Origin of the sequence: Halomonas caseinilytica (assembly GCF_001662305.1) — a bacterium.
GTDB lineage: Bacteria > Pseudomonadota > Gammaproteobacteria > Pseudomonadales > Halomonadaceae > Halomonas > Halomonas caseinilytica.
Genome location: NZ_BDEP01000012.1, coordinates 1 through 20,590 on the forward strand (window position 1 = coordinate 1; position 20,590 = coordinate 20,590).

General features: G+C 61.6%; 34 protein-coding genes. 6 read left to right on the plus strand and 28 right to left on the minus strand.

Translation table 11 applies throughout. The features are described 5' to 3' along the window. Window positions 1-340: 340 nt before the first annotated feature. Genes A9O65_RS06345 through A9O65_RS06390 form a run of 10 tightly spaced genes read right to left on the minus strand, consistent with a single transcriptional unit; the run spans window position 341 to window position 5,940 of the window. Window positions 341-922: a DUF6246 family protein gene (locus tag A9O65_RS06345; protein WP_064701663.1), complete on the minus strand. Its 582-nt coding sequence runs from the start codon at window positions 920-922 to the stop codon at window positions 341-343. After that, window positions 922-1,413, minus strand: coding sequence for a phage tail tube protein (locus A9O65_RS06350; protein ID WP_064701664.1), 492 nt, complete (start codon window positions 1,411-1,413; stop codon window positions 922-924). Before A9O65_RS06350 ends, A9O65_RS06345 begins: the two co-directional genes overlap by 1 nt. Window positions 1,414-1,425: 12 nt before the next feature. Further along, the gene (locus tag A9O65_RS06355) at window positions 1,426-1,809 is read right to left on the minus strand and encodes a phage tail termination protein (protein ID WP_064701665.1); all 384 of its coding nucleotides are present in this window, start codon (window positions 1,807-1,809) and stop codon (window positions 1,426-1,428) included. Continuing rightward, window positions 1,809-2,147 carry a hypothetical protein gene (locus tag A9O65_RS06360; RefSeq protein WP_139180723.1) on the minus strand — a complete coding sequence of 113 codons (339 nt, stop codon included), beginning with the start codon at window positions 2,145-2,147 and terminating at the stop codon, window positions 1,809-1,811. Before A9O65_RS06360 ends, A9O65_RS06355 begins: the two co-directional genes overlap by 1 nt. A 23-nt stretch (window positions 2,148-2,170) precedes the next feature. Further along, complete coding sequence (locus A9O65_RS06365) at window positions 2,171-2,539, minus strand: hypothetical protein (RefSeq protein ID WP_064701667.1); 369 nt, start codon at window positions 2,537-2,539, stop codon at window positions 2,171-2,173. After that, entirely contained in the window at window positions 2,539-2,928 is a 390-nt protein-coding gene (locus tag A9O65_RS06370) for a DUF7370 family protein (protein ID WP_064701668.1), read from the minus strand. Before A9O65_RS06370 ends, A9O65_RS06365 begins: the two co-directional genes overlap by 1 nt. A 2-nt stretch (window positions 2,929-2,930) precedes the next feature. After that, window positions 2,931-3,266: a hypothetical protein gene (locus tag A9O65_RS06375; RefSeq protein WP_064701669.1), complete on the minus strand. Its 336-nt coding sequence runs from the start codon at window positions 3,264-3,266 to the stop codon at window positions 2,931-2,933. A 42-nt stretch (window positions 3,267-3,308) separates the two neighbouring features. Further along, a complete protein-coding gene (locus A9O65_RS06380) occupies window positions 3,309-4,355 on the minus strand; it encodes a major capsid protein (protein WP_064701670.1) in 1,047 nt (348 codons plus the stop codon). 10 nt (window positions 4,356-4,365) lie between these two features. Continuing rightward, window positions 4,366-4,809, minus strand: coding sequence for a hypothetical protein (locus A9O65_RS06385; RefSeq protein WP_064701671.1), 444 nt, complete (start codon window positions 4,807-4,809; stop codon window positions 4,366-4,368). A 6-nt stretch (window positions 4,810-4,815) separates the two neighbouring features. Continuing rightward, a complete protein-coding gene (locus A9O65_RS06390; protein WP_064701672.1) occupies window positions 4,816-5,940 on the minus strand; it encodes a DUF2213 domain-containing protein in 1,125 nt (374 codons plus the stop codon). Window positions 5,941-6,020: 80 nt separating this feature from the next. On the opposite strand from A9O65_RS06390, the gene A9O65_RS06395 reads away from it, so the two are divergent. Beyond that, a complete protein-coding gene (locus tag A9O65_RS06395; protein ID WP_064701673.1) occupies window positions 6,021-6,218 on the plus strand; it encodes a hypothetical protein in 198 nt (65 codons plus the stop codon). A 14-nt stretch (window positions 6,219-6,232) separates the two neighbouring features. On the opposite strand, the gene A9O65_RS06400 is transcribed toward A9O65_RS06395, so the two are convergent. From A9O65_RS06400 to A9O65_RS06420, 5 genes are read right to left on the minus strand one after another with little or no spacing between them, the layout of a single operon-like run. Then, window positions 6,233-6,433 carry a hypothetical protein gene (locus tag A9O65_RS06400; RefSeq protein WP_064701674.1) on the minus strand — a complete coding sequence of 67 codons (201 nt, stop codon included), beginning with the start codon at window positions 6,431-6,433 and terminating at the stop codon, window positions 6,233-6,235. Then, window positions 6,420-7,325: a phage minor head protein gene (locus A9O65_RS06405; protein WP_175473480.1), complete on the minus strand. Its 906-nt coding sequence runs from the start codon at window positions 7,323-7,325 to the stop codon at window positions 6,420-6,422. The genes A9O65_RS06400 and A9O65_RS06405 overlap by 14 nt, the downstream gene beginning before the upstream one ends. After that, window positions 7,288-8,655 carry an anti-CBASS protein Acb1 family protein gene (locus A9O65_RS06410; protein WP_064701675.1) on the minus strand — a complete coding sequence of 456 codons (1,368 nt, stop codon included), beginning with the start codon at window positions 8,653-8,655 and terminating at the stop codon, window positions 7,288-7,290. The genes A9O65_RS06405 and A9O65_RS06410 overlap by 38 nt, the downstream gene beginning before the upstream one ends. 8 nt (window positions 8,656-8,663) lie before the next feature. Further along, window positions 8,664-9,929, minus strand: a complete 1,266-nt coding sequence (locus tag A9O65_RS06415) for a PBSX family phage terminase large subunit (RefSeq protein ID WP_064701676.1) — start codon at window positions 9,927-9,929, stop codon at window positions 8,664-8,666. Beyond that, the gene (locus tag A9O65_RS06420; RefSeq protein WP_064701677.1) at window positions 9,910-10,485 is read right to left on the minus strand and encodes a terminase small subunit; all 576 of its coding nucleotides are present in this window, start codon (window positions 10,483-10,485) and stop codon (window positions 9,910-9,912) included. Before A9O65_RS06420 ends, A9O65_RS06415 begins: the two co-directional genes overlap by 20 nt. Window positions 10,486-10,552: 67 nt before the next feature. On the opposite strand from A9O65_RS06420, the gene A9O65_RS06425 reads away from it, so the two are divergent. Continuing rightward, the gene (locus tag A9O65_RS06425; protein WP_064701678.1) at window positions 10,553-11,251 is read left to right on the plus strand and encodes a hypothetical protein; all 699 of its coding nucleotides are present in this window, start codon (window positions 10,553-10,555) and stop codon (window positions 11,249-11,251) included. Between the two features lie 28 nt (window positions 11,252-11,279). Here the strand turns inward: A9O65_RS06425 and A9O65_RS06430 are convergent, their stop codons facing one another. Next, window positions 11,280-11,519, minus strand: a complete 240-nt coding sequence (locus A9O65_RS06430) for a hypothetical protein (RefSeq protein ID WP_064701679.1) — start codon at window positions 11,517-11,519, stop codon at window positions 11,280-11,282. Between A9O65_RS06430 and A9O65_RS06435 the strand changes: the two genes are divergently transcribed. After that, window positions 11,508-11,813 (plus strand): hypothetical protein, encoded by a 306-nt coding sequence (locus A9O65_RS06435; RefSeq protein ID WP_064701680.1) that lies wholly within the window; start codon window positions 11,508-11,510, stop codon window positions 11,811-11,813. The genes A9O65_RS06430 and A9O65_RS06435 overlap by 12 nt on opposite strands. A gap of 26 nt (window positions 11,814-11,839) precedes the next feature. On the opposite strand, the gene A9O65_RS06440 is transcribed toward A9O65_RS06435, so the two are convergent. From A9O65_RS06440 to A9O65_RS17560, 12 genes are all read right to left on the minus strand, one after another. After that, window positions 11,840-12,415, minus strand: a complete 576-nt coding sequence (locus tag A9O65_RS06440; RefSeq protein ID WP_064701681.1) for a glycoside hydrolase family 108 protein — start codon at window positions 12,413-12,415, stop codon at window positions 11,840-11,842. A gap of 248 nt (window positions 12,416-12,663) precedes the next feature. Beyond that, window positions 12,664-13,293, minus strand: coding sequence for a hypothetical protein (locus A9O65_RS06445; protein WP_064701682.1), 630 nt, complete (start codon window positions 13,291-13,293; stop codon window positions 12,664-12,666). A 90-nt stretch (window positions 13,294-13,383) separates the two neighbouring features. Continuing rightward, a complete protein-coding gene (locus A9O65_RS06450) occupies window positions 13,384-13,746 on the minus strand; it encodes a hypothetical protein (RefSeq protein ID WP_064701683.1) in 363 nt (120 codons plus the stop codon). Window positions 13,747-13,818: 72 nt separating this feature from the next. Next, the gene (locus A9O65_RS06455) at window positions 13,819-14,214 is read right to left on the minus strand and encodes a putative PDDEXK endonuclease (protein ID WP_064701684.1); all 396 of its coding nucleotides are present in this window, start codon (window positions 14,212-14,214) and stop codon (window positions 13,819-13,821) included. Next, window positions 14,214-14,660: a DUF968 domain-containing protein gene (locus tag A9O65_RS06460; RefSeq protein ID WP_064701685.1), complete on the minus strand. Its 447-nt coding sequence runs from the start codon at window positions 14,658-14,660 to the stop codon at window positions 14,214-14,216. The genes A9O65_RS06455 and A9O65_RS06460 overlap by 1 nt, the downstream gene beginning before the upstream one ends. Continuing rightward, a complete protein-coding gene (locus A9O65_RS06465; protein WP_064701686.1) occupies window positions 14,657-15,127 on the minus strand; it encodes a hypothetical protein in 471 nt (156 codons plus the stop codon). The genes A9O65_RS06460 and A9O65_RS06465 overlap by 4 nt, the downstream gene beginning before the upstream one ends. Beyond that, on the minus strand, window positions 15,124-15,372 hold the full coding sequence (locus A9O65_RS06470; protein WP_064701687.1) for a hypothetical protein: 249 nt from the start codon (window positions 15,370-15,372) through the stop codon (window positions 15,124-15,126). Before A9O65_RS06470 ends, A9O65_RS06465 begins: the two co-directional genes overlap by 4 nt. Continuing rightward, entirely contained in the window at window positions 15,369-15,683 is a 315-nt protein-coding gene (locus A9O65_RS06475; protein WP_064701688.1) for a hypothetical protein, read from the minus strand. Before A9O65_RS06475 ends, A9O65_RS06470 begins: the two co-directional genes overlap by 4 nt. 1 nt (window position 15,684) lies before the next feature. Further along, window positions 15,685-16,431, minus strand: coding sequence for a hypothetical protein (locus A9O65_RS06480; protein ID WP_064701689.1), 747 nt, complete (start codon window positions 16,429-16,431; stop codon window positions 15,685-15,687). Between the two features lie 2 nt (window positions 16,432-16,433). Continuing rightward, window positions 16,434-17,372: a hypothetical protein gene (locus A9O65_RS06485; protein WP_064701690.1), complete on the minus strand. Its 939-nt coding sequence runs from the start codon at window positions 17,370-17,372 to the stop codon at window positions 16,434-16,436. 15 nt (window positions 17,373-17,387) lie between these two features. Then, window positions 17,388-17,846, minus strand: a complete 459-nt coding sequence (locus A9O65_RS06490) for a phage regulatory CII family protein (protein WP_064701691.1) — start codon at window positions 17,844-17,846, stop codon at window positions 17,388-17,390. 65 nt (window positions 17,847-17,911) lie between these two features. Next, a complete protein-coding gene (locus A9O65_RS17560; protein ID WP_074749355.1) occupies window positions 17,912-18,130 on the minus strand; it encodes a transcriptional regulator in 219 nt (72 codons plus the stop codon). Between the two features lie 39 nt (window positions 18,131-18,169). On the opposite strand from A9O65_RS17560, the gene A9O65_RS06495 reads away from it, so the two are divergent. The 3 genes from A9O65_RS06495 (at window position 18,170) to A9O65_RS06505 (ending at window position 20,460) form a co-directional block, all read left to right on the plus strand. Continuing rightward, window positions 18,170-18,970 carry an XRE family transcriptional regulator gene (locus A9O65_RS06495; RefSeq protein WP_082920128.1) on the plus strand — a complete coding sequence of 267 codons (801 nt, stop codon included), beginning with the start codon at window positions 18,170-18,172 and terminating at the stop codon, window positions 18,968-18,970. Between the two features lie 35 nt (window positions 18,971-19,005). Next, window positions 19,006-19,599: a hypothetical protein gene (locus A9O65_RS06500; protein ID WP_064701692.1), complete on the plus strand. Its 594-nt coding sequence runs from the start codon at window positions 19,006-19,008 to the stop codon at window positions 19,597-19,599. A 417-nt stretch (window positions 19,600-20,016) separates the two neighbouring features. Further along, on the plus strand, window positions 20,017-20,460 hold the full coding sequence (locus tag A9O65_RS06505) for a tellurite resistance TerB family protein (RefSeq protein WP_064701693.1): 444 nt from the start codon (window positions 20,017-20,019) through the stop codon (window positions 20,458-20,460). Window positions 20,461-20,590 lie beyond the last annotated feature (130 nt).

Sequence of the window (20,590 nt, forward strand, 5' to 3'; positions counted from 1 at the left end):
ACATTAGATGATGACCCCCACCCATCCAGCATGGATGGAAGGTCAGTTAAGGGCGCGGGGAAGTGGTCTAGCCTGAGCTTGAGGGCGGTCATGCCCCCCACAAACAACAACATGATTACGCAGGAGAGTTGATATGGCTAAGGTAAAACCATTCCATGGGGTGGATCGAAATGTCTATCACGATAATGACAAGTGCGTAGACGGCAATAACATTGAGAAGGAAAACTTGCGGCAAGGCACTGGTGGGAAGCCGAAGTGCCAACGCTGCAAAGGGCTATAACATCTCACGAAAGCCCACTACCCATAGGGCGGCAAGGACGCCACCCGCTCATCCCTAGCCTTACCTTCGTTTCTGCCTCAACGCCTGCACATGCGCGACCACAGCCTCAGCCTGTTCCTCAGTCGGCATCTCTTCCTTGCGCTTCTCTTCCTCGCTCGGCGGGAATTTGGCATCGATCGCTCTCTGCAGCTCGATCATGGTCATTTGCCAGGCCTCGATAGATGACATGCCCAGGTGCGCCTGTGCGACGCCAACGTACTCGGCTGGATCGAACTCGACGGCCTCCTTGCCATCCCCCTTGCCGCGCTTGGGCTCGCCGACCATGCCGGCCACAGCCAGCCTGGCGCCAATGATGTGCACCTCACTGGGCTGCATGGCGCCCATCACGAACCGGAGTCGGCCCCGGTGCTCACGGATGTAGCCGGTCAGCCGGTCCAGGTCTTCGGCGTCGCCCTGGTAGCAGGCCGACAAGACCGACAGAGACGCCAGGAATCCATCAGGGCCTGCCGACTGGCAGCGCTTGAGCAACTGGACCAGCTCGGTCGGCGGGCCCAGCGACGCGATGGCGGCCAGCGAGGGGCGGAACAGATACTCGCGCCCCTGCCAGTCGATCCCCATCTCCCCCGCGTAGGTGTTGGCCATCAGGCTGCTGTCTCGGTGGCGATGGTGTAAGCAAACGAGTTGCCGGACAGCGACCAGGTGGCCACGTCGTCGTGAGGCGCCGTGTTGCGGAACGACGTCAGCAACGCGGTACCGGTGTAGGTGCGCAGGTCACCATTTGGGCGCGGCACGGTGATGCGCAGATAGACGTGGGGGTAGCCGGTCTCACTGTTGTTGCCCACCGGGTCATTCACGAAGTCTTCGACCGCGTCGACGTTCTTGGTGGTGTCTTTGGTGGCCAGGCCGTCAAAGCTGATCTCGGAGGCCTTGTAGGTGGGCAGGCTCTCCTGAGTCAGCTCGGGGCTGTCGTCGGTCGTGGCGTCGGTGGTCTGCCATTCGGCGCCCCACTCCTTGCCGCGCATGGCGCCAATGGTCAGCCACTCACCGGGTTCGGTGGCGGCATTGGGGTCAGTGAAGGCCAGCTCGACAAGCGCCTCGCGGCCCAGGTATTTCTTCACGGGGTCCATAGCCATGGTGACGGCTCCTTAGAGGTTTTCAGTCCAGCAACGGACGTTGAGTTGATACACAGGACGCCCGTTTGCCGACATCATCGGCCCGGCGACGTCGCCCAGAATTTCGAAGTTGATGATTTGCGGTGCGGCGTGGTGCTCGAGCAGGTACAGCTTGACCGCCTGCATCAGGTCGCCCGGCGTCACAGGGTCGTTGACGGCGCCCATGGCGGCGATCACCACGTCAGGACGCTGCCCGTACTGGTCGGGCGTGCCGCCACCATCAGGCCGAATGAGCACCGTCGGCGGCGCATCGGCAGCCGTGTCGTCGTCGTACCAGCGGTAGAACACGACCGACCAGCCATCAAAAAGGCCACCCTGGTCGAGGTGGCCCTTGACGGTGTTGAGGAGATTCAGCATCAGTTGCGGTAGCTCCGTCGAATGTGGGCGCGGATGTCGCCGATTCCGTCCCGCTCAAAGCCGAGACGCAGGAACTGGTCCTCGGCCTCCGCCTTCTGCCAATTCCGCTCGCCACCATCATGGACAGCGGCCGCATACTCGGCGGTATAGCCGATCAGGCCCTTGGTGCCGGTCTGTTCGTTCGTGATGCGCCGGTACCGGCTGTTGATCAGGTTCGCCGTATCGACTGGCGTCAGATTGACGGCGTAGCCCTCGCCGATGATCAGAATCTCGGTCACCACCCGCTCGGTATGGCTGCCGGCGATCTTGCCGATATGGCGCTTGATGTTGCGCCGCACCTTGCGGCCTCCGCGGACTGGCATCAGAAACTCGCTTGGGTCGTCTGCCCGGTATAGATCACGAAGTCCGGCTCTTCGCCAAAGAAGCTCATGTCGTACATGCCGGTACGCTGGATGACCTCCGAGCTATCCGGCGGCGTTGCAGCATCGGACACCTTACCGACCAAGATGCGGTCACCACTGCCGATCTCGCGCGCGTCCTCGTGATACACGGTGTGGTTCGGCGTGAACTGCTCGCCGTTGTCCGTGGTTTGCAGCTTGCCATCGCTCTCAAATGTACAGTCGATGACGATGGGCGCTCCCCACGTCGGTTCACGCGTTACAGGGTCACGCGGCCCCTGGCGCCAGATCGTGGCGCTGTTGGTATAGCTCCATCGTGCCGTGGCTGACATCAGCACGCCCTCCGCTTGCCTGGGCCAATGCTCGCCAGGAACGGCTTGGGCTTGTCAGCTTCCAGCAGCCGAGTCACGCACCCATACCGATCCAGCGAGCGCAGTGCCGAGCCCCAATTCGTGGAGTCGATGCCCTGCCCCTGGGGAGTGGCGAAGGACCGGGACGCACCGGATGGCGCCGACTGGCTCTTGATCTGGCCGCCGGCGGCCAGCGTGGCCAGGTGGCCCACCGCATTGATCTTGAGGATCCGCTGCGTGGACTCCGGCACGCCCCGGGCATCCAGGCAATCATCAGCGCCATCGACCACCGCGATGTAGTCAGACAGCATGGCGGCGGCGCCGGTGATGCCGTAGTTCTGCACGTCTTCGACGGTGATTGTGGCGGCCATGGTTACTCCTTCTCAGCGGCCAGCTTGGCCTCTTCGAACTTGGCCTCCAGAGTCTCGAGCTTGCTGTTCGAGCCCGGGCGCTTGCCAGTCAGTTCTTCGAGCCGGTCGATGAGCCAGGCCTTGCGTTGCTCGTCGGCCTCGGCACCGGTGTCGCCTTGATTACCGGTGTCGTTGGCCTTGGCGTCGGGCGTGGCCACTTCCATGACCGGCTCGGGCACGACCTCGACCTTACCCTTGTAGATGGTCGGGATGGTGTCGCCTTCCACGCTGAATTGCTCGCCGATATGGCAGCGACGGCTGTTGCGATACAGGTTCGGCTTCGTTACACGCAGTTTCATGATGCGCTCCTACGAAATGCGGCCCCCGAAGGGGCCGATGGGTTAAGCGCCGGAGGCGTACAGCCAGCCGGTGCGACCGTTGTAGTCCACACGCACCTCGAGGCCCAGGGCGGACCACACCAGGAACTGGTGGCGAGCGAATGGGGTTTGGCGCGGCAGTGCCAGGTTGGAGACAGCCTGGCCGACCAGGGGCACGATGTATTCCTGAGACATCGCCCCCATGATCAGCTCGTTGCCGGAAAGGCCAGACAGCTCCTTGATGGCGCCGATGCCCTCCAGGCTCTCCAGCTCCTGGCGAAGCGTGCGATTGCCGACCAGGTTGGTCTCGATCACGTAGTAGCGATCAAGGGTCGCGGCGATCTCCGGCGACACGTAGACGTTGAGGTCCAGAGACACCCGGTTGTCACGGCGGATGATGTCGCGCAGACGGATGAACTCGTTACGCACGTCGTCCGGGGCCGTAGCGTTGGAGGTCAGATCGATGCTGATCGTGGCCTTGGCCGAATTGGCACCGGTGCGGATGCCATAGGACTGGATGCCCTTGAATTCCAGGCCTTCCTGGCCATCGAGAATGTAGGCCGACATCTTCTCGCGCACGGTGCGAGTAGAGGCCGCCTGGTCGTCGAGCAGATCGTCCCAGCCCTCGGAGCGCTGTCCGGCCAGCTCGCGCCATTCGCGGTAATAGCCGGACTGGTGCACCGGGATGATCGCCCCGTCGTACTTGTACTGGGTCTGATCATTGGGGATCGGCTCAAGACCGGACATGCTGGTGGTCACCGCACCGCCGTCGCCGGCCTGGCGGTACTGGTGGAACATCTTGCCGATGTTCAGCGAGCGAGCCAGCGGCATCAGGTCATTCAGCAGCGTGTCCACGTTGGGATCGCGCATGATGGCCTTGGTCTGCTGGTCCATCTCGGCATAGACCGGATACGGCACCGGAGACGAGGCATTGCCCGTCAGGCCCGGCAGCGGAACGCCGGCGAACGACTGTTCCTGATTGGCGTGGAGGGCACGGTGAGCCTGGAGGTATTCAAACTGACCTCGCAGGTTCCGGTTCGCCGCCACGCTCGGTTTGTCGAAAATCCACATAGAGCGCTCCTTAGATGAACTTGACGGCGACCAGCTCGGCGCCGGTGCCCGTGGTGATGGACTCGGCGGCATGGCCATATGGGGCCGAGCCGTCGGCGGGATCGGTGGCCGTCAGCGTGCCGCCTGCCTGCGCCCACAGCGGGGCGTCCTCAGCGATGGTCTGGCTGCCGTCCGCCAGAACGTTGAGGACCAGCCCGGACTGGCCATAGAACGCCGTGGCACGGTCATCGATCTCATAGGCGGTATCGACGAAGCCTTGGCCCAGGTGGTCCTTGTCCAGCACATAGCTGACATCGCCAGGGCCGGCAGCGAACTTACCGTTAGCATCCAGATGCACCACCGTGCCGGGCAGGTGCGCAGCCGCGACCGGCGACTCCTTGCGAAGCGGCTGATCGAGCATCTGCGCGGGCGCGCAGAAGATCACGTTCTTGCCGTACTTGGTGAAGTTGGTCATGTCGGCTTACTCCGGCAGAGTGTTGGTATCTTCGGCCTGCTGACCGTTGCCGAAGGCGGTATTGAGGTGGAAGCCTCCGGCGGGCTGCTGCTTGGCCAGCACCTTCTTCTTGGCGTTGACGCTCATGCCTTCCAGGTCGGCGTCTTCGAAGCCAGCCGCCTTGAGCTTCTCGTCGATCTCGGCATTGGCAGCCTTCTTCTGCTCGTCGGCATTGGCCTTGAGCTCCTTGATCGTCTCGCCCTGGGCCTTCTGCTCGTTGACCAGAGACGTGATCTGCTCGTCTCGAGTCTTCAGGGCTTCGTTGACTGCGCTGATAACGTCTTCTTTCGTCAGTGACATCTCTTCGCCCTCCGGGGCATCTGCGTGGTTAACGGCGGAGGCTTCCTGCGCGCCCCCGAAAGCGCTCTTGATGGCCGCCACAAGCTTGTCGATGCGGCCTTTGTTCTGTTCCCGACGCTCGGCGCGGTCATGGATGCCGATGATGTGCTCGGCCATTTCGGTGATGGCCATTTCCTCGTCATCGGTGAGCTCGATGTTGGCGGTCAGCACTTCGGCCTCGTCGCCAGCGGCATTGACGAACATGCCCACCCCTTCCTCGGGAGTGGCCGCGCCCGGCTCGCCCAGGAGGATGGCGTCGTGATCGAAGTTCATCTGGGTGGCGATCCAGGTATAAGGCTTGCCGTTGCTCTCACCGTTGCCAGTGCGCTGCTGAAGCGTGAGGCCAGTGCTGGTGTGAATCGGCTCCTGCTTTTCGATGGCCTGAATCAGTTGCCGACCACCCTCGGTCTGATTGGCGACCCGGATGTTCACCACCTTGTCGAGCAGCACCCGACCGCCCTGCCGACGCACGTTCTCGTTCCAGGCGCCGACCCAGTGCTTATTGATGGCGTGCGGCGAGCTGGCCGGCACGAAGCTGTTGCCGACCTTCGGGTGCCCGAGCGGCGCCGGTGTGCCTTCCAGGCTGCGATAGCTGGATTCGATCTCTTGCGCGGGATAGAGGCCGTCATTCATGACGACGTTGTCTGGCAGGGTTGCTGACGGGATGCGATAGTGATCCTCTCCATTGATGGTCTCGCGCTTGATCTGCGACGCATTGACGCGCGTCGTAATGTGAGCGTGCTTGACGGTCATGCGCCCTCCAGATACGAAAAAGCCCTGCTGTATAGCAGGGCCAGTGGTAGTGTTGGGTTGTCTGACAAAAGGGGGGTCAAATGGCTAAATCTTATGCTCACTTGAAAAAGGCCACCGAAGGCCAGTGGATACTATTCATGCAGGAATCGGGGCTCTCTCTCGATGCAATTAAGCAGGCCGTGAAAGAACAAGGAGTAGCAGGAGAAAACGCTGACGCAGTTGTAGAGTACGTCCTAGGACATATTGATGATGAAGAGCTGGAACGCCGAACATCATAATCAATCTGCGCGGATCATGCTTCAAACTTGACGATGTGGTATGTGGACTTGTGCGGCTCTACACCGAGCACCTCGCCCGGGTGAAGCTCCGGGATCGGTCGCTTGCGCAGGCTCCCGTCGATGTCCTGCATGGTCCGCCACTCTTCGATGCGGCGGAACTCGAACAGGCCCTGCACATAGCAGATGACGTAATCCGGGTGGTCAGGCGTCTCCATAGGCCTCGGCTCTGAACGACTGGCCGCGCTTCTGCATCTTCTTCGGGAGACGGCTGCTCAGCGGCCTGCCGTTGGTGTCCACGAGCACGCTGGTCTGCGTGCACAGGCAGTTGATCCCGTTCCCGTCGCGGCTGTACCAATCTTCGACTTCCTGTCGAGTGTACACCCGGCCATGGCGCCTCGCATGCGTCTCACGGGTACGCCCCGGGATCAGCGCCGACGAGTGCAGCAACCGGGTGTTGATGCCGTCAGCATTGGCCTGATCATCCTGGTCCCAAATGGCCCGGCGGTGCGCGGTGTTGATCTCAGTGCGGGCGATCCGCTCGGCACGCGATATTGCCACACCGATACGGTCGCGGATCCTGCCAGCAATCTCGGTCGGTGATTCGCCACGCGCCATGCCCTCGGACAGCACCCGCGCCAGGTCCGTCCGAGTCTGGTCGGTGAAGCCCCGCATTTCCTCGAACAGGCGAGAGCGCAGGTAGCCGATCCGCCGGCGATATGGCTCCGACATCAGCGTCTGCTCGACGTTGCGAAACGCCTGAGCGGACTGAGTGACGATATTGGTCACCGCCGCCGCCGTCGCCGCCTCGTAGGCGGTGACCGACTGCTGGACGATGATCGGATCACCCTGATTGCCGCGCATCACCTCCTGGGCAATCAGGCCAGCGATGTAGTCGTTGATGGCGTCGATCTGTCCCTGGTCCAGCAGGTAGCGGTATCGATCGGACCGGTTACCGAGCATCATCCGCATGTCGTGCTGGATGCGCTCAATGACACCGTCACGAACAACGCGCAACGACTCCCGGATGGAGCGCCTGGCCGCCTTGAGCTGCCGGGTGGTCTGGGCCGGGCTATTCGTCGAACGCGGAACTATCGGTTGCCCCGGCATTGCCACCCTCCGGCTCGTCGTCGTCATCGTCCAGGTCGGTATCGGCGTCGTAGCCGGCGGCATCCCGAATTTCGTTGGCCCGGAACGGGGGCGGCTCACCGGTGCCCACTGAGGACTTGTTGGCCTCAGACATCGATTTCGCGTTGCCCAGCTTCTCCTCGAATGTCGCGTCGGTCAGGTCGTCCCAGGCGACATAGAAGTCGAACGCCGGCAGCGCCCCGAACCGCATCAGCTTGGCGATCAACTGCTCGATATTCGGGCCAATCATTCGCCGGCGGCGGGTCATGATCGTCTTGGCGAATGCGCGCGAGTTCTCGTCGCTGGAGCGTTGCGCAATCTGCTGGCCGATCAATTCGGGCACAGGGCATGACACGCTGGCTGCGTAGGACTGCATGGTGACGGCAAAGAACTGCTCGGGCTGCGGTAGCTGGTAGGCCAGGGCCTTGGCCTCCATGTTGCCAAGCATCAGCAGCTTGTCCATGCCGGCAGAGAGATCGGCGGCGACCTCGTTGAGCTTGTCGCCGACCTCATCAACAGCAACACCGAACATCTGGGCCAGCCCTTCGACATCGATGCCATTGTCGCCGGTGGCGTGCAGGCTGAACGCGCCCCGGGCCGTTTTCCAGAAACCCTCGCCTCCGGCGCCGATCAGCTTCTCGATGGTGATCAGGTCATTGAATCCGGCCTCGTTGGCCGGGATGCCGTAGATCGTGTCGTCGTCTGCACCCTCGGCGATGATATGGATGCGGTCATGGTGGATCGTTCGCGCCTGACGGGCCTCGCGCTCTTCGCCTGTCACCCAGGGCTTGAACTGGTAGCTCACCGGGTTGCCGTAGTTCGGCGAGGTCTCGTCGGTATCGAACTCCAGTGGCTCGAGCTGCCCCTCGAACAACGGCTGCATCTTGAGCAGCTGCACCTTGCCTCTGACCGGCTGATCAGGGCTCAGGCCATCATCGAACACCAGATAGAGCCCCGCGTAACGGCCTACCCGGTTGCGCCAGTCGGCCGCATGCACGCGATTCCAGAAGCCGATACGCTGCAGCAGAACGGACACCTCTCGCTCTCGCTGCGTCTCCTTGTGCGGGTCATCGCCCTGCACGCCTTCCACGATCCAGGGGTCGGTCTCCCAGGTCTTCTCGACATGCCGCATGACGCCGGCACGGGCGATGCCGTTGCGCCGGAACATCGAATAATGGTTCTCGAAGTCCAGCTGTTCAGGAAACCCGTAGTCCTGCCAGGCAGTCGCCCGCTTGGCGTCGTTGCTCATCGTCGGCATCTTCCCGCCGAACAGCGAGCGGCGCCAGTTCTGCACGTTGGCGATCATGCCCATGGTGTCTCCTATCGGCGGTGGCGTGAGAGCGCCAAGCCGGTGGTCCGTTTCTTGATCATTGGCGCGAGGGCGTAGCGGCAGGCGTCGATGTAGTGGTTGTGCTTGTCCACGATGTCGGTCAGCACATCACCGGTGAGCCGGTCCACCTTGTAGCTGTACAGCCGGGCTTCCTTGAGCGTCTCGGCACAGCGCGGGTGGATAACGATCTCGGCATAGCTGCGTAGGTGGGCGATGCCATCCTCGACACTGCCCTGCCACTTATCCACGCCTTCGATGCGAGGCAAGCTCTCACGCTGCCCTTTCCCGTCCTGCTTCACGTGGTTGATCGTCTCCGGCCTGGCCGAATCAGCGCGAACCTTGTGTCGCTCGATACCCGGGATGCGGGCAATCATGAACTTGGCGATGTCGTCGTTCTCGAGCCCGACCTTGCCGGCCTCGTACTCGATCCAGAGTCGGCGGTCGTATACCCAGCATTTGATGCCGGCCGTCGGATCTTGGGAGAACCCCCAGTCGATGCCGTAGTAAGGGCCGTCCCAGTCCTTGCCGGGATCGAACTCAGCCACGCGATACTTACCAGCGAGGATCTGCGCCTCGCTGTTCTCGCGATAGGCGCCGTCCCATATCCAGGCGTAGGTCTGGTCGTCGAGTGTCTCGCGGTCGTTGAGCCGCTCCTGGTCGAGCACCTCGGGGAACCACGGATTGTCCGTGTAGTTCAGCTCGACGATCTTGGCGCCGGCCGGCATGTTCTTGCGGAAGCGGGTGTCGGTCGGACTGCCGTCGAGCTCGGGGTTCCAAGTTACCCAGACCTCTGAGCCTTCCTCGCGAACCGTCGGCAGCAGCTTCTGCCAAGCGATCTCGGTGACGTTTTCCGCCTCATCGACCCAGGCCAGCAGGATGCGGGCCTTAGACTTGATGCTGTCCAGGTTGTGTCGCAGGCCGGCGAAGGTGTACCAGACAAGGCGATTCTTGGTGCGGATGTACTTCTCGCCGATGTCGAAGTAGGCATCCAGCCAGGGCACTGAGCGAATCGCCTGCTTGACCTCCTCCATCGAGGAGTCTTCCAGGCTGTTCATGTACTCGCGACCGCATAGCACGACGCCAGACTGGCCTGCCTCAGCGAGCACATAGGCCCGCACAGCCGACATCAAGGCAAAGGTGCGCGTCTTGGCGCTACCCCGTCCGCCGTATGCGCCTCGGTAGCGGATGCTTTCGTCTGGCTTATCCGTGAATACCGGTATCAGCTTCGGCGGTAGCTCAAGCGTCGCTGTTGTCATCGGGCGCTACTAGCTGGATGGTCGTTGGCTTCGGCGTCATGCTGCCGTCTTCGCTGGAGTGATCATGCCGCTCTCGCCATGCCTGCACATCGACGTGCTTGCCGAGCAGCTCCAGGTTCTTCACCTTGTCTGGCCACTTGATCTTCTTCAGCAGGCCGATCTGCTCGCGCTCATCACCCTGTCCATCCCAGAGCTCGGCCACGTCCAGACCTGATAGCGTGCGGCGCCATGACTGGGGCCACTCTCTGACAGGCAGGATGCTGCCGTCATCGGCCAGGATGTCGGCCACGTCCATCTGATCGATCTCGACCAGGCGATGGAGCACATAGTCGGCGTCGACCTTGGTGCGCTCTGAGCGCTGAGCTTTGCGCTCCTGGATCGCCTGCTGGACCTGAGCATTCCTGAGCAATCGGGCAGCATTGGTCTCGGCCGCATTGCCCTTCGCTTTGTACCCAGCGCGCTGATACGCCTGGGCGGCATTCAAGTCCTTCAAGTACTCATCAACGAACCGAGACTGCCGAGGGGTCAACTCGACAGCCCCCTTGGAAGTCGGCATATTCGGTTCCTTGCTTTGTTGCGAATTGGTATGGGAACCACCCACCCAGCCATTTAGGGAGGTTCATATGGATACGGACATCATCAGTGCCCTGGCAGGCATAGGATCAGGAGTCGTCGCTTCCAGCGTCGGCGTTTTCACGCACATACGGACACATAAGCTGAACCGCATTGCGAATAAAGCCAACATCATGCTGAGGATCATCGACTTCGGAGAAGCTTACCGATCTCACGAGACTTTAGAGCCAAACCTTCAAAACCAACTACGCAGGCTCTTATACCTTTATTCCGGGAGGGTCATAGACGGCCATTTGGCGTGGTCAATTCTTCGCAACCACCACGAGCCGAATTCTCTTGATCAATTGGCTATCGCACATCACGAAGTCGAAGCCGGAGAAACAACAGGAGAGATCCGATTCAGAAGGCCTCAATGGAGACTCGACAGTAACGAATTCCTGCTATTCATCATCTACCTAATGATGGCACTCAGCTGGATATGGCTGAGACCTGTGTTGTCTTGGGTAGCCGGTGATCCTGGAGACAATGAAAGCAAGTTTGCAGCAACCGGAATACTATGTGCTGCTCTCTTGCTCACCGGCTTCTATGCCCGTTTCTGCTTTCGGTACATTGAAAAAGTACGAGCTGCGAGGGAGCTGGCCCAATCGCGACGGATGCCTATTCGCCTTTCATTACGCCTGAGGCTCAACAATACCTGGTGCCAAGCAAAGAGAGCCGCACAGAGAGTTCGCGGCTCATTGCCTATTTAGCTATACCGATGCGGCTCCAGATTCTTCGCTACAAGGCCTGCTTGACCTTGGCACCAATCGAGCCAAGGATCGCTGCAGCGGCACTTGCCACCTCGATGGGGATCTCCACCCCGGCGAATGTAGAGAGCGCCCAAGACAGGACGACCGGCAGGCCTACGCCCAGCCCGTCGGCGTTGTTTCGAGCGCCCTGCGCGAAGCGATTCGGTTTTTTTAACGTCATGGAGCCTGCAACAGGCTGTGCTTGATCGGTGCTTGCTTGATCGGTCATGACTGCCTCCTATGGGGCAATGAGTCGGGAAAGGAAGCCGCCAAGGGCGCCCAGCAGAATGAGCGCAACGGAGCCAAGTGCGGCCCATCGGCCAGAGAGCTGGCGGTGTTTGTGCGATCCAGTCGCCTCGGCTACGGCATGGCGAAGCTCGACATCGCGCAGTCGCTGCGAATGGTCAGAGAGGTGGGATTCGTGGGCCTCGATCTTGGCGCCCTGGCTGTGCTGACGCTCCTCGATGCGAGCCATCCGCTCGTTGAGTTCTTTGACGCCGGATTCGATACGGTCGAGCTGTGACCGGCTGCTCGGCACTTGGTCCATAGTCACGTCGCCCCCCTGCCGCAGGGCGACAACTCGATCACTCGGCTCAGCCAGCCGTAGGTGAAGGCCTCCTGGCTCTCTCGGGCCTCGGCAATAGACACCATGAACTCGATGCGTAGTGCGTTGACGGCCTCGGCCAGCACATCCAGCCCGGGGCGGCCACGGGTGTCGTGGTAGTCCTCCAGGGCGCCGATGGTGGCCGGGCCGACCGCACCATCTACTGCGATGTCATCGTAGTCACGCTCGACTCGGTTCAGGACGTTGAGTAGGCGCTGCAGGGCTTCACCGGGTGCCCCCGGGCCAGAGTTGACCCCGTAGTCGAACAGGTACGTGGCCAGGTCCTCGTGGATCATGGCGATCTTGTCGAGGCTGAGCGAGTGCCAGTAGCGGTCGGCGTAGATGTCATGGGCCAGCACAAGCGGCAGGCTGCGCATGTCGCCGGTGTAGCCGTAGTCCCGCGCAACAGCCTCGGTGATGCCGTAGCGTGTCGGGCCGCCACGATCCGCTGGATGATCGACATAGCCTCCCTCACGGTCGATCACCTCGCCGATCAGGCGTTTTTTCAGCGTCTGATGCATAGCGGGCTCCGAGCGAGGGCGAGCGCCTACTGAGTCGATCCAGGGCATAGACGCTCCGACACGAAAACGCCCAGCGAGTCATCAAGGATTCCTTGACGACTGCCGGGCGCGGGATAGGGCACAAAGAAAAACGCCCCGACCGGATGGCCAGGGCGCTTGATGTTGGGAGCTGTCAGGGCATAGCTACGACAGCTTAAGGATAAGCTTACCTAGCGGGCGCAAGAAGTGTCAACCGGCATCATGCCGTATCATGCGGCATCACGAACCACCCGAGCCATTTCACCAATCACTTCGCTTACCGGCTCCATGGCATCACCTTCCAGGGTCGCCATTGCGGCCTGGATAACAGCCCATACAGGTCGCCAGTCTCGCGCCCAATCTCTGGTCGTAATCGGCGCCCCGTACCAGTCCGCCATCACCTCGCCGATGCGCTCCGGCGCCCACTCGGGCTGCGCCCCGGACAGGTTGTGCTGCCGCTCCATCAGGGCAACATGGATCAGCCAGTGCACGCGCTGTTTTTTCGCGGGCTTCCAGGCTCGCCCATCGCTCCAGTTCGGGATGCTCGCGATCACCTTGGCCTCGACAGCTGCCACGGCATCATCCATCCAGGCATTGGCGCTCTCGATCATCGGATCGCACAGCACATGGCCGACAGCGGCCAGATCGGGGGCCTCGCTTTCCATCCGGCGAATGCAGGCGTAGATGGGCGCGTACTCCGAGCAGTGGCCGGCCCCGGCACCGCCCTTGGTCGTGTACTGCACGCCACCGCCGTTCATCAGATCCTCGAGGATCGGCCCCATCTGCGAACGGACGCCGCTATCCATCGCCATCGCCCAGGCCACTTTCGGGTCAGTGTTGATCATCAGTCGCTCACCCATTCGCTAATCCCTCCGCAGCCTTCTTCGCCTTGCTGGCATCCCGATACCAGCCCACCGTCTCGTTGCCGTCGCTCAGCTTCCGCCACTCCATCAGGCCAACTCGATAATCTCGACCCACGTCCCTGTTACCGCCTGCCTGTCGATCTCCGGCGGCTCGTGAATCACTCGGCGAAAACAGCTTTCGGTGCCCTCAGCAAGGATCCCGGACTTGACCAAAGCATACTCAAGCAGCTTGGCGTTCAATCTATTATTGCTGGTGTCCCGAGGGCTGACGCCCTTGCCAAGCCGCGAGCGTAAGACCAAGTCCACCTTCCCCGAGACCGGGGCCAGGCCTGCTTTGCGCACTGCAGCCAGCGTCGCCGTCACGGCATCATCCTTCTCCCGCTTGGCCCAGTGGACGTCGGCATAGATGTCATCGGTGAACGGACTCAAAAACTCAACGAAGATCCGCATCAATCCCCCTGCCCAGTGTGGTGATCGTCTCGCCGCTCTGGATGCTCTCCACGCATCGCTTACTCCACTCCATCACGTCGAGACCTCCAGCTTAAGTTGCTGGCCGTGCAAGACCCATGAACATAGACCGTCGATGTCTACTTCAGCAGGCTCAGCTACGGCGCCGCCCCAGTCGATCGGGCGAATGACGAACCGCCACTGCTGTAGGTCGGCCCTGTAGGCAAGGACTGGAGCCTCGCCGTCGGTGCACTGTTCAAGGGTCTGCTGCCACCAGGTGGCGACGTCGCCCTGGCTGGCCTTCTTGTGCCGCTTCACCTCGACGCAGACGCCGTTCCAGCCGTCGAGATCGTGACCACCAGCCTGGTACTGGCCAAGCCGCCGCTTGAGCGTCAGTCCCAAGTGCTCGCCCAGCAGGCGAGCCACTTCTCCTTCAGCCTTGCGGCCCTTCTCTCGGCTTGCCTTGGCCATCAGTCCTTGCCCTCCTTGCTCAACACGAAGTCCCTCGCCTCAATCAGCGCGTCATGAATCGGCCCCTCGGGGAATGCGTCGAGGCCGGCATTGATGGTGTCGATCAAAAAGATCGGCTGCTGCCAGCGCAGGTGAGCCTCGTTATGGATGCGTCTGTGACAGGTGTCCCCAGGGCCATCGCAGACCGGCATGGCCAGGCTATCGTCCGCCTTGAGCCCCATCCCGCTGGCCTGATACATGCCGATCAGATGGTGGGCGGCGTTGGCCGGGGCTCCGCAGACGCAGCAGGACAGCGAGCGCACGAACGTCAGATACCGCTCGCTTCGAAACCGGCTTTCTGCATTCTTTCTGCGAGCTTTCTGCACGGGCTGCCGTTTCTCCCGCTTGCGGTTCATCGGCGCCTTGGCGCGGAGCGGGGTGCGGCGTTCGAGTGCTGTGCGCTTCATGCGGCTTTTGCCTCCCGGTATTCCTCGTAGGCCTCCAAGGCCTTCTCGCTCCACTTCACGCCATACTCGGCACCCACCGAATACAGGAACTCCACGAACTGGCTGGCCTCGGCCTTGCGGAACTTCTTTGTGCTGGGCCGGACGTAGACCGGCTCCTGGCTCTGCCAGTCCCACACCTTCTCGCCGGGATGGGCCAGCGGTGTGCCGGCGTCTTCCATCTCGCGGGCAAACTGGTTCACGAGCACGGCTTTGACGCCCTCAGCGGAGAACGCCCGAAAGCACTGGCGATGGATGTCGCCGATCATGGCGTGATACTTCTCTTCCTGGATGCGGTTCTTGCTCGGCCGCCGCAGCACTACCTCGACAGCACCCTCTCTGAGCGCCTTGTTCACCATCTCCCAGACGGTGCGCATCTTGGTGTGGACGTCGCCCAGGCCGTCAATAAGGTATGCGATCTCCTTGCTCATGCAGCCTCCCCGGCCCGCTGGGCCCGATACTCGGCGTCGTAGCTCCACGACGGCGTGACGATCTCCAGCGCGCTCTGTGGACGCCCGGTGACGCGACGAACGCGCACCTTGCCAGCGCCACACGAGAACACCCCGTATCGCCGACCGCTGATCTCGGCCCGGTCCTCGGCCATGCGCAGGGCATGGTCGATGTCGTCGGTGATGCTGGAGCGGTAGTTGCACTTGGTGGCGGCGAGGTGGTTCATGCAGCACCTCCGCCATCACCATCCCAGTCACCCAGCATCCGGTACTCATGCGGCCGCGTGCCGCCCGGCCCCGGGCTTTCCTGGCTGGCGATCGTCACGCCGTAGCCGCGCAGCTCACGGATTCGGGCCGAGATGGCGGCATGGCTGTCCTGCTGGCCAAACCGGTGATGGATGGCCTCGCCGATCTCGTGGAGCTGCATCCAGTACGTGGCGTCGCGGAGCACCAGGTAGGTCCGGCCGAGCTGAGAGTTCGGGTTGTCCAGGCGCCGGCCTCGGCCCTGGCGTGGTGCCATTGCTGTCACGGTTCCCATGTTATGCCCTCCCCTGGATTGCGTTATCTCGCTCCGCCATCCGCTGCTCAGCCTGAGCAATCAATTCCTGGCGGCGTTCCTCCTGCTGCTGCCGGCGCTCTTCCCGGCGATGCGCTGCAGCCTGGTCACGTCCGGCGATAATGTCCCGCAGGTGGTCAGTGATCTGGCGAACCTGGGCACGGCCTGCCTCGGTGGTTGGCTTGTCTGGTGGTGGCAGCAATGCCTCGGCCCGGGGCGCCGGCAACTTCCCATCCTCGACGGCTTCCTGCAGGACCATTTCCCGGCGTTGGGGATCATGGCCCAGCGAGGGCTTCCACTCGGGTCGGCGCCCGGCGGCCTTGGCCTGATCAACGGCGCGCTCATAGGCCGAGAGAAACGCCATTCGGGCACCGACCTTGTCGCCCTCTACCAGGATCGGCGACGCCACCCCCAAGGCCTGGGCGATTTCCTCGGTCCAAACCACGGTCTCGGCCTCATCCATTGACGCCAGTGCCAAGGCCCACGCCTCGTTCGGCGACAGGAAGGCGTTGGCGGATGGCATGCGCTCAAGGATCGCAGCCAGGGTCAGCCGGCCGCTGATCTCGGATCGGCAACGGGCCAGGGCCTGCTCTACCTCGGAGCGGTCGTAATCACGCAGGTCGCGGATCATCAGCGATGCGGCGGCCGGCTTGATCTCATTGCCCAGTACCTCGGCGGTGGCGTAGAGCTGCTCGAGGAGCGCTTCGGCATCTTGCTTGGTCAACGGCATGGCTATCCCTCCCAGGCGTCGCCGAGCAGCCGCTTCGCTTCATCAGCGGCGCTCGCGTTGGCTTGCGTGCCGTCCATCTGCCGGGCACGGGTGGCAGTCATTTGTTGGCCGGTCTGCATCTGCATCGCGATGGTTTCGCAGTCTTGCAGCATCAGGCCGACGGTGTGGCCCTTGGCCACGTAGAACTGGTTATTCATGCGCAGGTAGTACGCGGCGACGCCCGGCGCGTTGTGAACACCAACGCGATCTACCAACTGCCCCATCTGGCCAGCGGTCCGGGCGTTCCAGATTGGATAGACCCCATAGCGCTGGCGGTAGGCTACGGCGTAGTTGGCCCACGGCTTGAAGGTCTTGGCTTTCGGGTCTTTCGGCCCGGGCATGTCAGGCGGGATGGCAACCCTGGGCTCGTTGTCTGCATCGATCGAAGCACGGGGATCACTCTCGACCAGGTCGCCGGTGGGTTCATCCCCCGGCGCGGATTGCTCATGGTCAGTCCTTGCTGGGGTCTCATTACTTACTAACCCCTCAATACTTACTTGTGTCGGATTTGCCGTATACGGCTGTCCCGTACACGGCTTTTCCGTATCCGGTGAATCCGGTTGCGGCTCGACCGTTTCCGGATAATCCGTATGCGGCGTTTCGTGGACGATGTAATCGGCACTGCCGAACGACCCTCCCTGCCCTCGGCCCTGGCTGCGCTGCAGGTACCCCGCTTTCTCGAGTTCACGCAGCAGGCCATATACGGCATCCCGACCGCTCTGTTTGACGCTGCCGGCTGTTTCGTTGATCAGGTTCTTGACGCTGATTTCCCAGTGGTCCGGCTTACCCAGGAGGAAAACCAGCAGCCCCCTCGCCGCCCAGGTGAGGCGGCGGTCCTCACTGATCTGCTTGTCGAGCATGTAGAAATTGCTCTGGGGGCGTGGTGCGCGACGAATACTCATGCGGGTCTACCTCGTTCAGGCCTTCGCCAAGCGAAGTCCTTTCTCGTGCATCTTCTCGATGCGCGTCATGATCGTGTTGCCGTTCTCGGCCAGGGCGCGGCGCTCGTTGCGGATCAGCTCCAATTCAGCAGCGTCGATGCGGCCATCCGCCCTCGCCTCTCGAACCGCCCGCATGAATCGGGTTGCCTGCTCATGCTGATCGAGCAGAAGCTCCTGAATCTCCGCCTCGATCTCGTCCTCGGCATCGATCCGTGGCGTGGCCACGATGCCAAGGTCGTCCAATGCGGCCTGGATGCAACGCGTATCACCGAGAATCCGGTTGATGCGGAAGAAATCCGCCAGCGTCAGGTTCACGCCAGAGTCCGGGTCCAGCTTCTTGTAGAGCCGGGATTCGGACATATCGAGGTCGAACGCCAAGCGCTTGATGCCATACTCGAACGCCGCCTCCCTGAGCCCTTCTGTATATCTATCCACGGTCTAAACTCCGTTCGTTACTTGTCTCTCACCCCGCGGGCGAAGCCATTACGATGTGGGTGTGGTTAGGCGGCGGAACGCTCGCCGAATACATCGGGACGAAGGTCGAGAGCACTGACAGCGCCTGAGCAAGCAGACACGACGCTCATGACTCGGGTGGCAGGAACCTTTCCAGTGGCTACCCACTGCTGGACGGCTTGTTGGGAAACCCCGCAGGACCGAGCCAAGGCGGTTTGGCTACCAGCCTTTTTGATAGCCTTCTCCAGTGCTTTACGAGGACACATGGCCTTCCTCCAAGAAAAACTTGTAGAAAGGATAATCCCATGATGCCTGCATTACAAGCCGATCTTGTTTTACCAAGCACAAGCATTGCTTGTAGGCTTCCGCAAAGGCTCACAGGCCCCGCGAAAGCCCACATAGGCAGGCAGATGGAATTCTCTGATCGACTCAAGAAAGCGCGCGAGCGTCGAGGCTTGAACCAGACCGAGTTAGGCGACCTGCTCGGGGTGTCTGCCCAGACTGTCCAGCAGTGGGAGTCTGGCCGCACCATGCCTCGCCACAAGCGAATCGACACTCTGGCAAATACCCTTCAGGTGCGTGCGCAGTGGCTGATCTTCGGCCATGGCCCAATGATCGAAGGCGGGCATGATGAGATCGAAATGCACGATACCGAGCTCATTGAAGATGACGGCCCGCTATCCCCTGACGAAATCGAGATCCCATACTTTAGAGAGGTGGAGATGGCGGCCGGGGATGGGCGAACGCAGGTCATCGAAAACCATGGGCACGCCATGCGGTTCAGCTTGGCCAGGCTTTCCAGGGCAGGCGTGCAGCCGGAAAACGCCGCTTGCGCGACTATCAAGGGAACATCCATGGAGACCCGCATAATGGACGGGTCACCAATCGCCATCGACAAGGGATGTCGCCACATCAATGACGGCGACATCTACGCCTTGGACCATGACGGGATGCTGCGAGTGAAGTACCTGTATCGCCTGCCCTTGAACCGGGTGCGCATCGTCAGCGAAAACAGCGAAGAATATCCAGAAGAGGTCTACAGCCTTAACGATCCCGACGCGCCGAGGATTATCGGACGCGTTTTCTGGTGGGAGACATTCGCGTAGACCCACAAAGTGGCAAGGGAACCGAAGGACAAACAATGTGGAAGACCGCTGTGGCGAGCCTGTCGCTCTTCATGCTGGCTGGCTGTGCCAATCAGCAGACAATGAGCCGGGACGACTTCATCACGACCACTCAACGCACGTACGACGGCGTCAGCGAGCGCGAGTTCTACAAAGCCGCAGAGACGCTTTTCAAGCTCTCCGACGAGGACGACACGGAGTTTGCCTACCCGGGCGAGCACGCCATGATCGTCGAACATGACTGGTCGCTCTACATGGTTCTGGCCGCTGCCAGGGGCACACACACATGGCAGATCAAGACCGAGCCGACCGACACAGACCTAACAGCCAACGCCTACGTCTCCCTGCAGGCAGCCAACATGACAGGGATGCCGACTGGAGGCGGTGGCGCTTCGGTGATGACATCACCCTCTATGCAGAACATGGTCAACACTCCTGCGATCTATGAGCTGTTTTGGGCTCGCATGGATTACCTACTCGACAAAAGCCAAGTCTGGCCGACTTGTGAGGACTGGGAAGCAAAGGTGGACCGTGGAGAATCCTACGGCACGCTCGACCCTCTCTGTGTTGCCATGAACATCGACGACCTAAAGCCAGAATCAGCGCAATAACCCTCCTCCCCCCTCTCCCAGCCCATAGACCCGCCCATTGAGGCGGGTTTTTTCTTGTCCAAAATCAGATCACTACAATTTTTTCTTGTGCTTGATTGTTTTCCTTCTTGTCAAAAACAAGATTTACTTGTAGATTATAAAGCGTCGACAGGGGAAGCGCCCCACCGACCCGGCCCTGCCGGCGCTCTTTAACAACCAGGTATGCCCAGCCGCCCGTAGGGGATTGCATCTCCGAGAGGTCGCTGGGAGTACGCCACCCGGGGCTGTCGAAGTACCGGGAGACGCTGGCCCTGAGCGTATCGGGGCCATCGGGATGAGGCTGGCGTGAAGCCAACCATGTGGGCGGCCGGAGTAGCGTGAAACGGCCTCATCCCGATGCATCCGCATCACCACCCTCAGCCAAGAAGGAAACGAACCATGTTCGGCAAGCTGTTCAATAAGCGCATGAAGCAAGCCCAGCAGAACCTCAAGAACGTCGAGAACCGCGACCTCATGGAGGCCATCGTAGGTGGCTGCCTGCTGATCGCTGCCGCAGATGGCGAGATCGAGCAGGAAGAAACCGACAAGCTCGATCAGTTGCTGCGCTCCAACCAACGCCTCCAGGGCTTCGGTGGCGAGATCACCCAGACCATCCAGCGATTCCGTGACCAGTTGGAAGCAGGCTTCCAGGTTGGCCGCCTCCAGATCCTCCGCGAGATCGGCGACATCGCCAGCGACCGCGAGCATGCCGAGGAAGTGCTGGTGAACATGATCACCATCGCTGGCAGCGACGGCGAGTTCGAGGACGAGGAAGTGGTGGTCATCAAGGAGGTCGCCGGCAAGCTGGGTCTCAACCCGACGGACTACGGGCTGCCGGCATGATCGACGCCATCAAGCAGCGCGGCAGCAAGATTAAGCGAGGCGCCACTATCGGCTGCGCCGTGGCCATCATGCTGCTGCCATCGTTCTTCATGGACGCCGCCCTGGCCGCTGCCATCGTCGTGATGGCGCT

What these genes read in the sequence shown, in the direction of transcription:
- A9O65_RS06465 (WP_064701686.1), bottom strand. Translation starts at nt 15,127, where the DNA reads ATGAGCAAGGAGATCGCATACCTTATTGACGGCCTGGGCGACGTCCAC.
- A9O65_RS06385 (WP_064701671.1), bottom strand. Translation starts at nt 4,809, where the DNA reads ATGACCAACTTCACCAAGTACGGCAAGAACGTGATCTTCTGCGCGCCC.
- A9O65_RS06375 (WP_064701669.1), bottom strand. Translation starts at nt 3,266, where the DNA reads ATGAAACTGCGTGTAACGAAGCCGAACCTGTATCGCAACAGCCGTCGC.
- A9O65_RS06460 (WP_064701685.1), bottom strand. Translation starts at nt 14,660, where the DNA reads ATGAAGCGCACAGCACTCGAACGCCGCACCCCGCTCCGCGCCAAGGCG.
- A9O65_RS06345 (WP_064701663.1), bottom strand. Translation starts at nt 922, where the DNA reads ATGGCCAACACCTACGCGGGGGAGATGGGGATCGACTGGCAGGGGCGC.
- A9O65_RS06475 (WP_064701688.1), bottom strand. Translation starts at nt 15,683, where the DNA reads ATGGGAACCGTGACAGCAATGGCACCACGCCAGGGCCGAGGCCGGCGC.
- A9O65_RS06470 (WP_064701687.1), bottom strand. Translation starts at nt 15,372, where the DNA reads ATGAACCACCTCGCCGCCACCAAGTGCAACTACCGCTCCAGCATCACC.
- A9O65_RS06455 (WP_064701684.1), bottom strand. Translation starts at nt 14,214, where the DNA reads ATGGCCAAGGCAAGCCGAGAGAAGGGCCGCAAGGCTGAAGGAGAAGTG.
- A9O65_RS06370 (WP_064701668.1), bottom strand. Translation starts at nt 2,928, where the DNA reads ATGGCCGCCACAATCACCGTCGAAGACGTGCAGAACTACGGCATCACC.
- A9O65_RS06415 (WP_064701676.1), bottom strand. Translation starts at nt 9,929, where the DNA reads ATGACAACAGCGACGCTTGAGCTACCGCCGAAGCTGATACCGGTATTC.
- A9O65_RS06350 (WP_064701664.1), bottom strand. Translation starts at nt 1,413, where the DNA reads ATGGCTATGGACCCCGTGAAGAAATACCTGGGCCGCGAGGCGCTTGTC.
- A9O65_RS06495 (WP_082920128.1), top strand. Translation starts at nt 18,170, where the DNA reads ATGATGCCTGCATTACAAGCCGATCTTGTTTTACCAAGCACAAGCATT.
- A9O65_RS06405 (WP_175473480.1), bottom strand. Translation starts at nt 7,325, where the DNA reads ATGCCGGGGCAACCGATAGTTCCGCGTTCGACGAATAGCCCGGCCCAG.
- A9O65_RS06365 (WP_064701667.1), bottom strand. Translation starts at nt 2,539, where the DNA reads ATGTCAGCCACGGCACGATGGAGCTATACCAACAGCGCCACGATCTGG.
- A9O65_RS06480 (WP_064701689.1), bottom strand. Translation starts at nt 16,431, where the DNA reads ATGCCGTTGACCAAGCAAGATGCCGAAGCGCTCCTCGAGCAGCTCTAC.
- A9O65_RS06425 (WP_064701678.1), top strand. Translation starts at nt 10,553, where the DNA reads ATGGATACGGACATCATCAGTGCCCTGGCAGGCATAGGATCAGGAGTC.
- A9O65_RS06400 (WP_064701674.1), bottom strand. Translation starts at nt 6,433, where the DNA reads ATGGAGACGCCTGACCACCCGGATTACGTCATCTGCTATGTGCAGGGC.
- A9O65_RS06440 (WP_064701681.1), bottom strand. Translation starts at nt 12,415, where the DNA reads ATGCATCAGACGCTGAAAAAACGCCTGATCGGCGAGGTGATCGACCGT.
- A9O65_RS06390 (WP_064701672.1), bottom strand. Translation starts at nt 5,940, where the DNA reads ATGACCGTCAAGCACGCTCACATTACGACGCGCGTCAATGCGTCGCAG.
- A9O65_RS06485 (WP_064701690.1), bottom strand. Translation starts at nt 17,372, where the DNA reads ATGAGTATTCGTCGCGCACCACGCCCCCAGAGCAATTTCTACATGCTC.
- A9O65_RS06380 (WP_064701670.1), bottom strand. Translation starts at nt 4,355, where the DNA reads ATGTGGATTTTCGACAAACCGAGCGTGGCGGCGAACCGGAACCTGCGA.
- A9O65_RS06430 (WP_064701679.1), bottom strand. Translation starts at nt 11,519, where the DNA reads ATGACCGATCAAGCAAGCACCGATCAAGCACAGCCTGTTGCAGGCTCC.
- A9O65_RS06445 (WP_064701682.1), bottom strand. Translation starts at nt 13,293, where the DNA reads ATGGGTGAGCGACTGATGATCAACACTGACCCGAAAGTGGCCTGGGCG.
- A9O65_RS06395 (WP_064701673.1), top strand. Translation starts at nt 6,021, where the DNA reads ATGGCTAAATCTTATGCTCACTTGAAAAAGGCCACCGAAGGCCAGTGG.
- A9O65_RS17560 (WP_074749355.1), bottom strand. Translation starts at nt 18,130, where the DNA reads ATGTGTCCTCGTAAAGCACTGGAGAAGGCTATCAAAAAGGCTGGTAGC.
- A9O65_RS06410 (WP_064701675.1), bottom strand. Translation starts at nt 8,655, where the DNA reads ATGGGCATGATCGCCAACGTGCAGAACTGGCGCCGCTCGCTGTTCGGC.
- A9O65_RS06505 (WP_064701693.1), top strand. Translation starts at nt 20,017, where the DNA reads ATGTTCGGCAAGCTGTTCAATAAGCGCATGAAGCAAGCCCAGCAGAAC.
- A9O65_RS06355 (WP_064701665.1), bottom strand. Translation starts at nt 1,809, where the DNA reads ATGCTGAATCTCCTCAACACCGTCAAGGGCCACCTCGACCAGGGTGGC.
- A9O65_RS06420 (WP_064701677.1), bottom strand. Translation starts at nt 10,485, where the DNA reads ATGCCGACTTCCAAGGGGGCTGTCGAGTTGACCCCTCGGCAGTCTCGG.
- A9O65_RS06500 (WP_064701692.1), top strand. Translation starts at nt 19,006, where the DNA reads ATGTGGAAGACCGCTGTGGCGAGCCTGTCGCTCTTCATGCTGGCTGGC.
- A9O65_RS06450 (WP_064701683.1), bottom strand. Translation starts at nt 13,746, where the DNA reads ATGCGGATCTTCGTTGAGTTTTTGAGTCCGTTCACCGATGACATCTAT.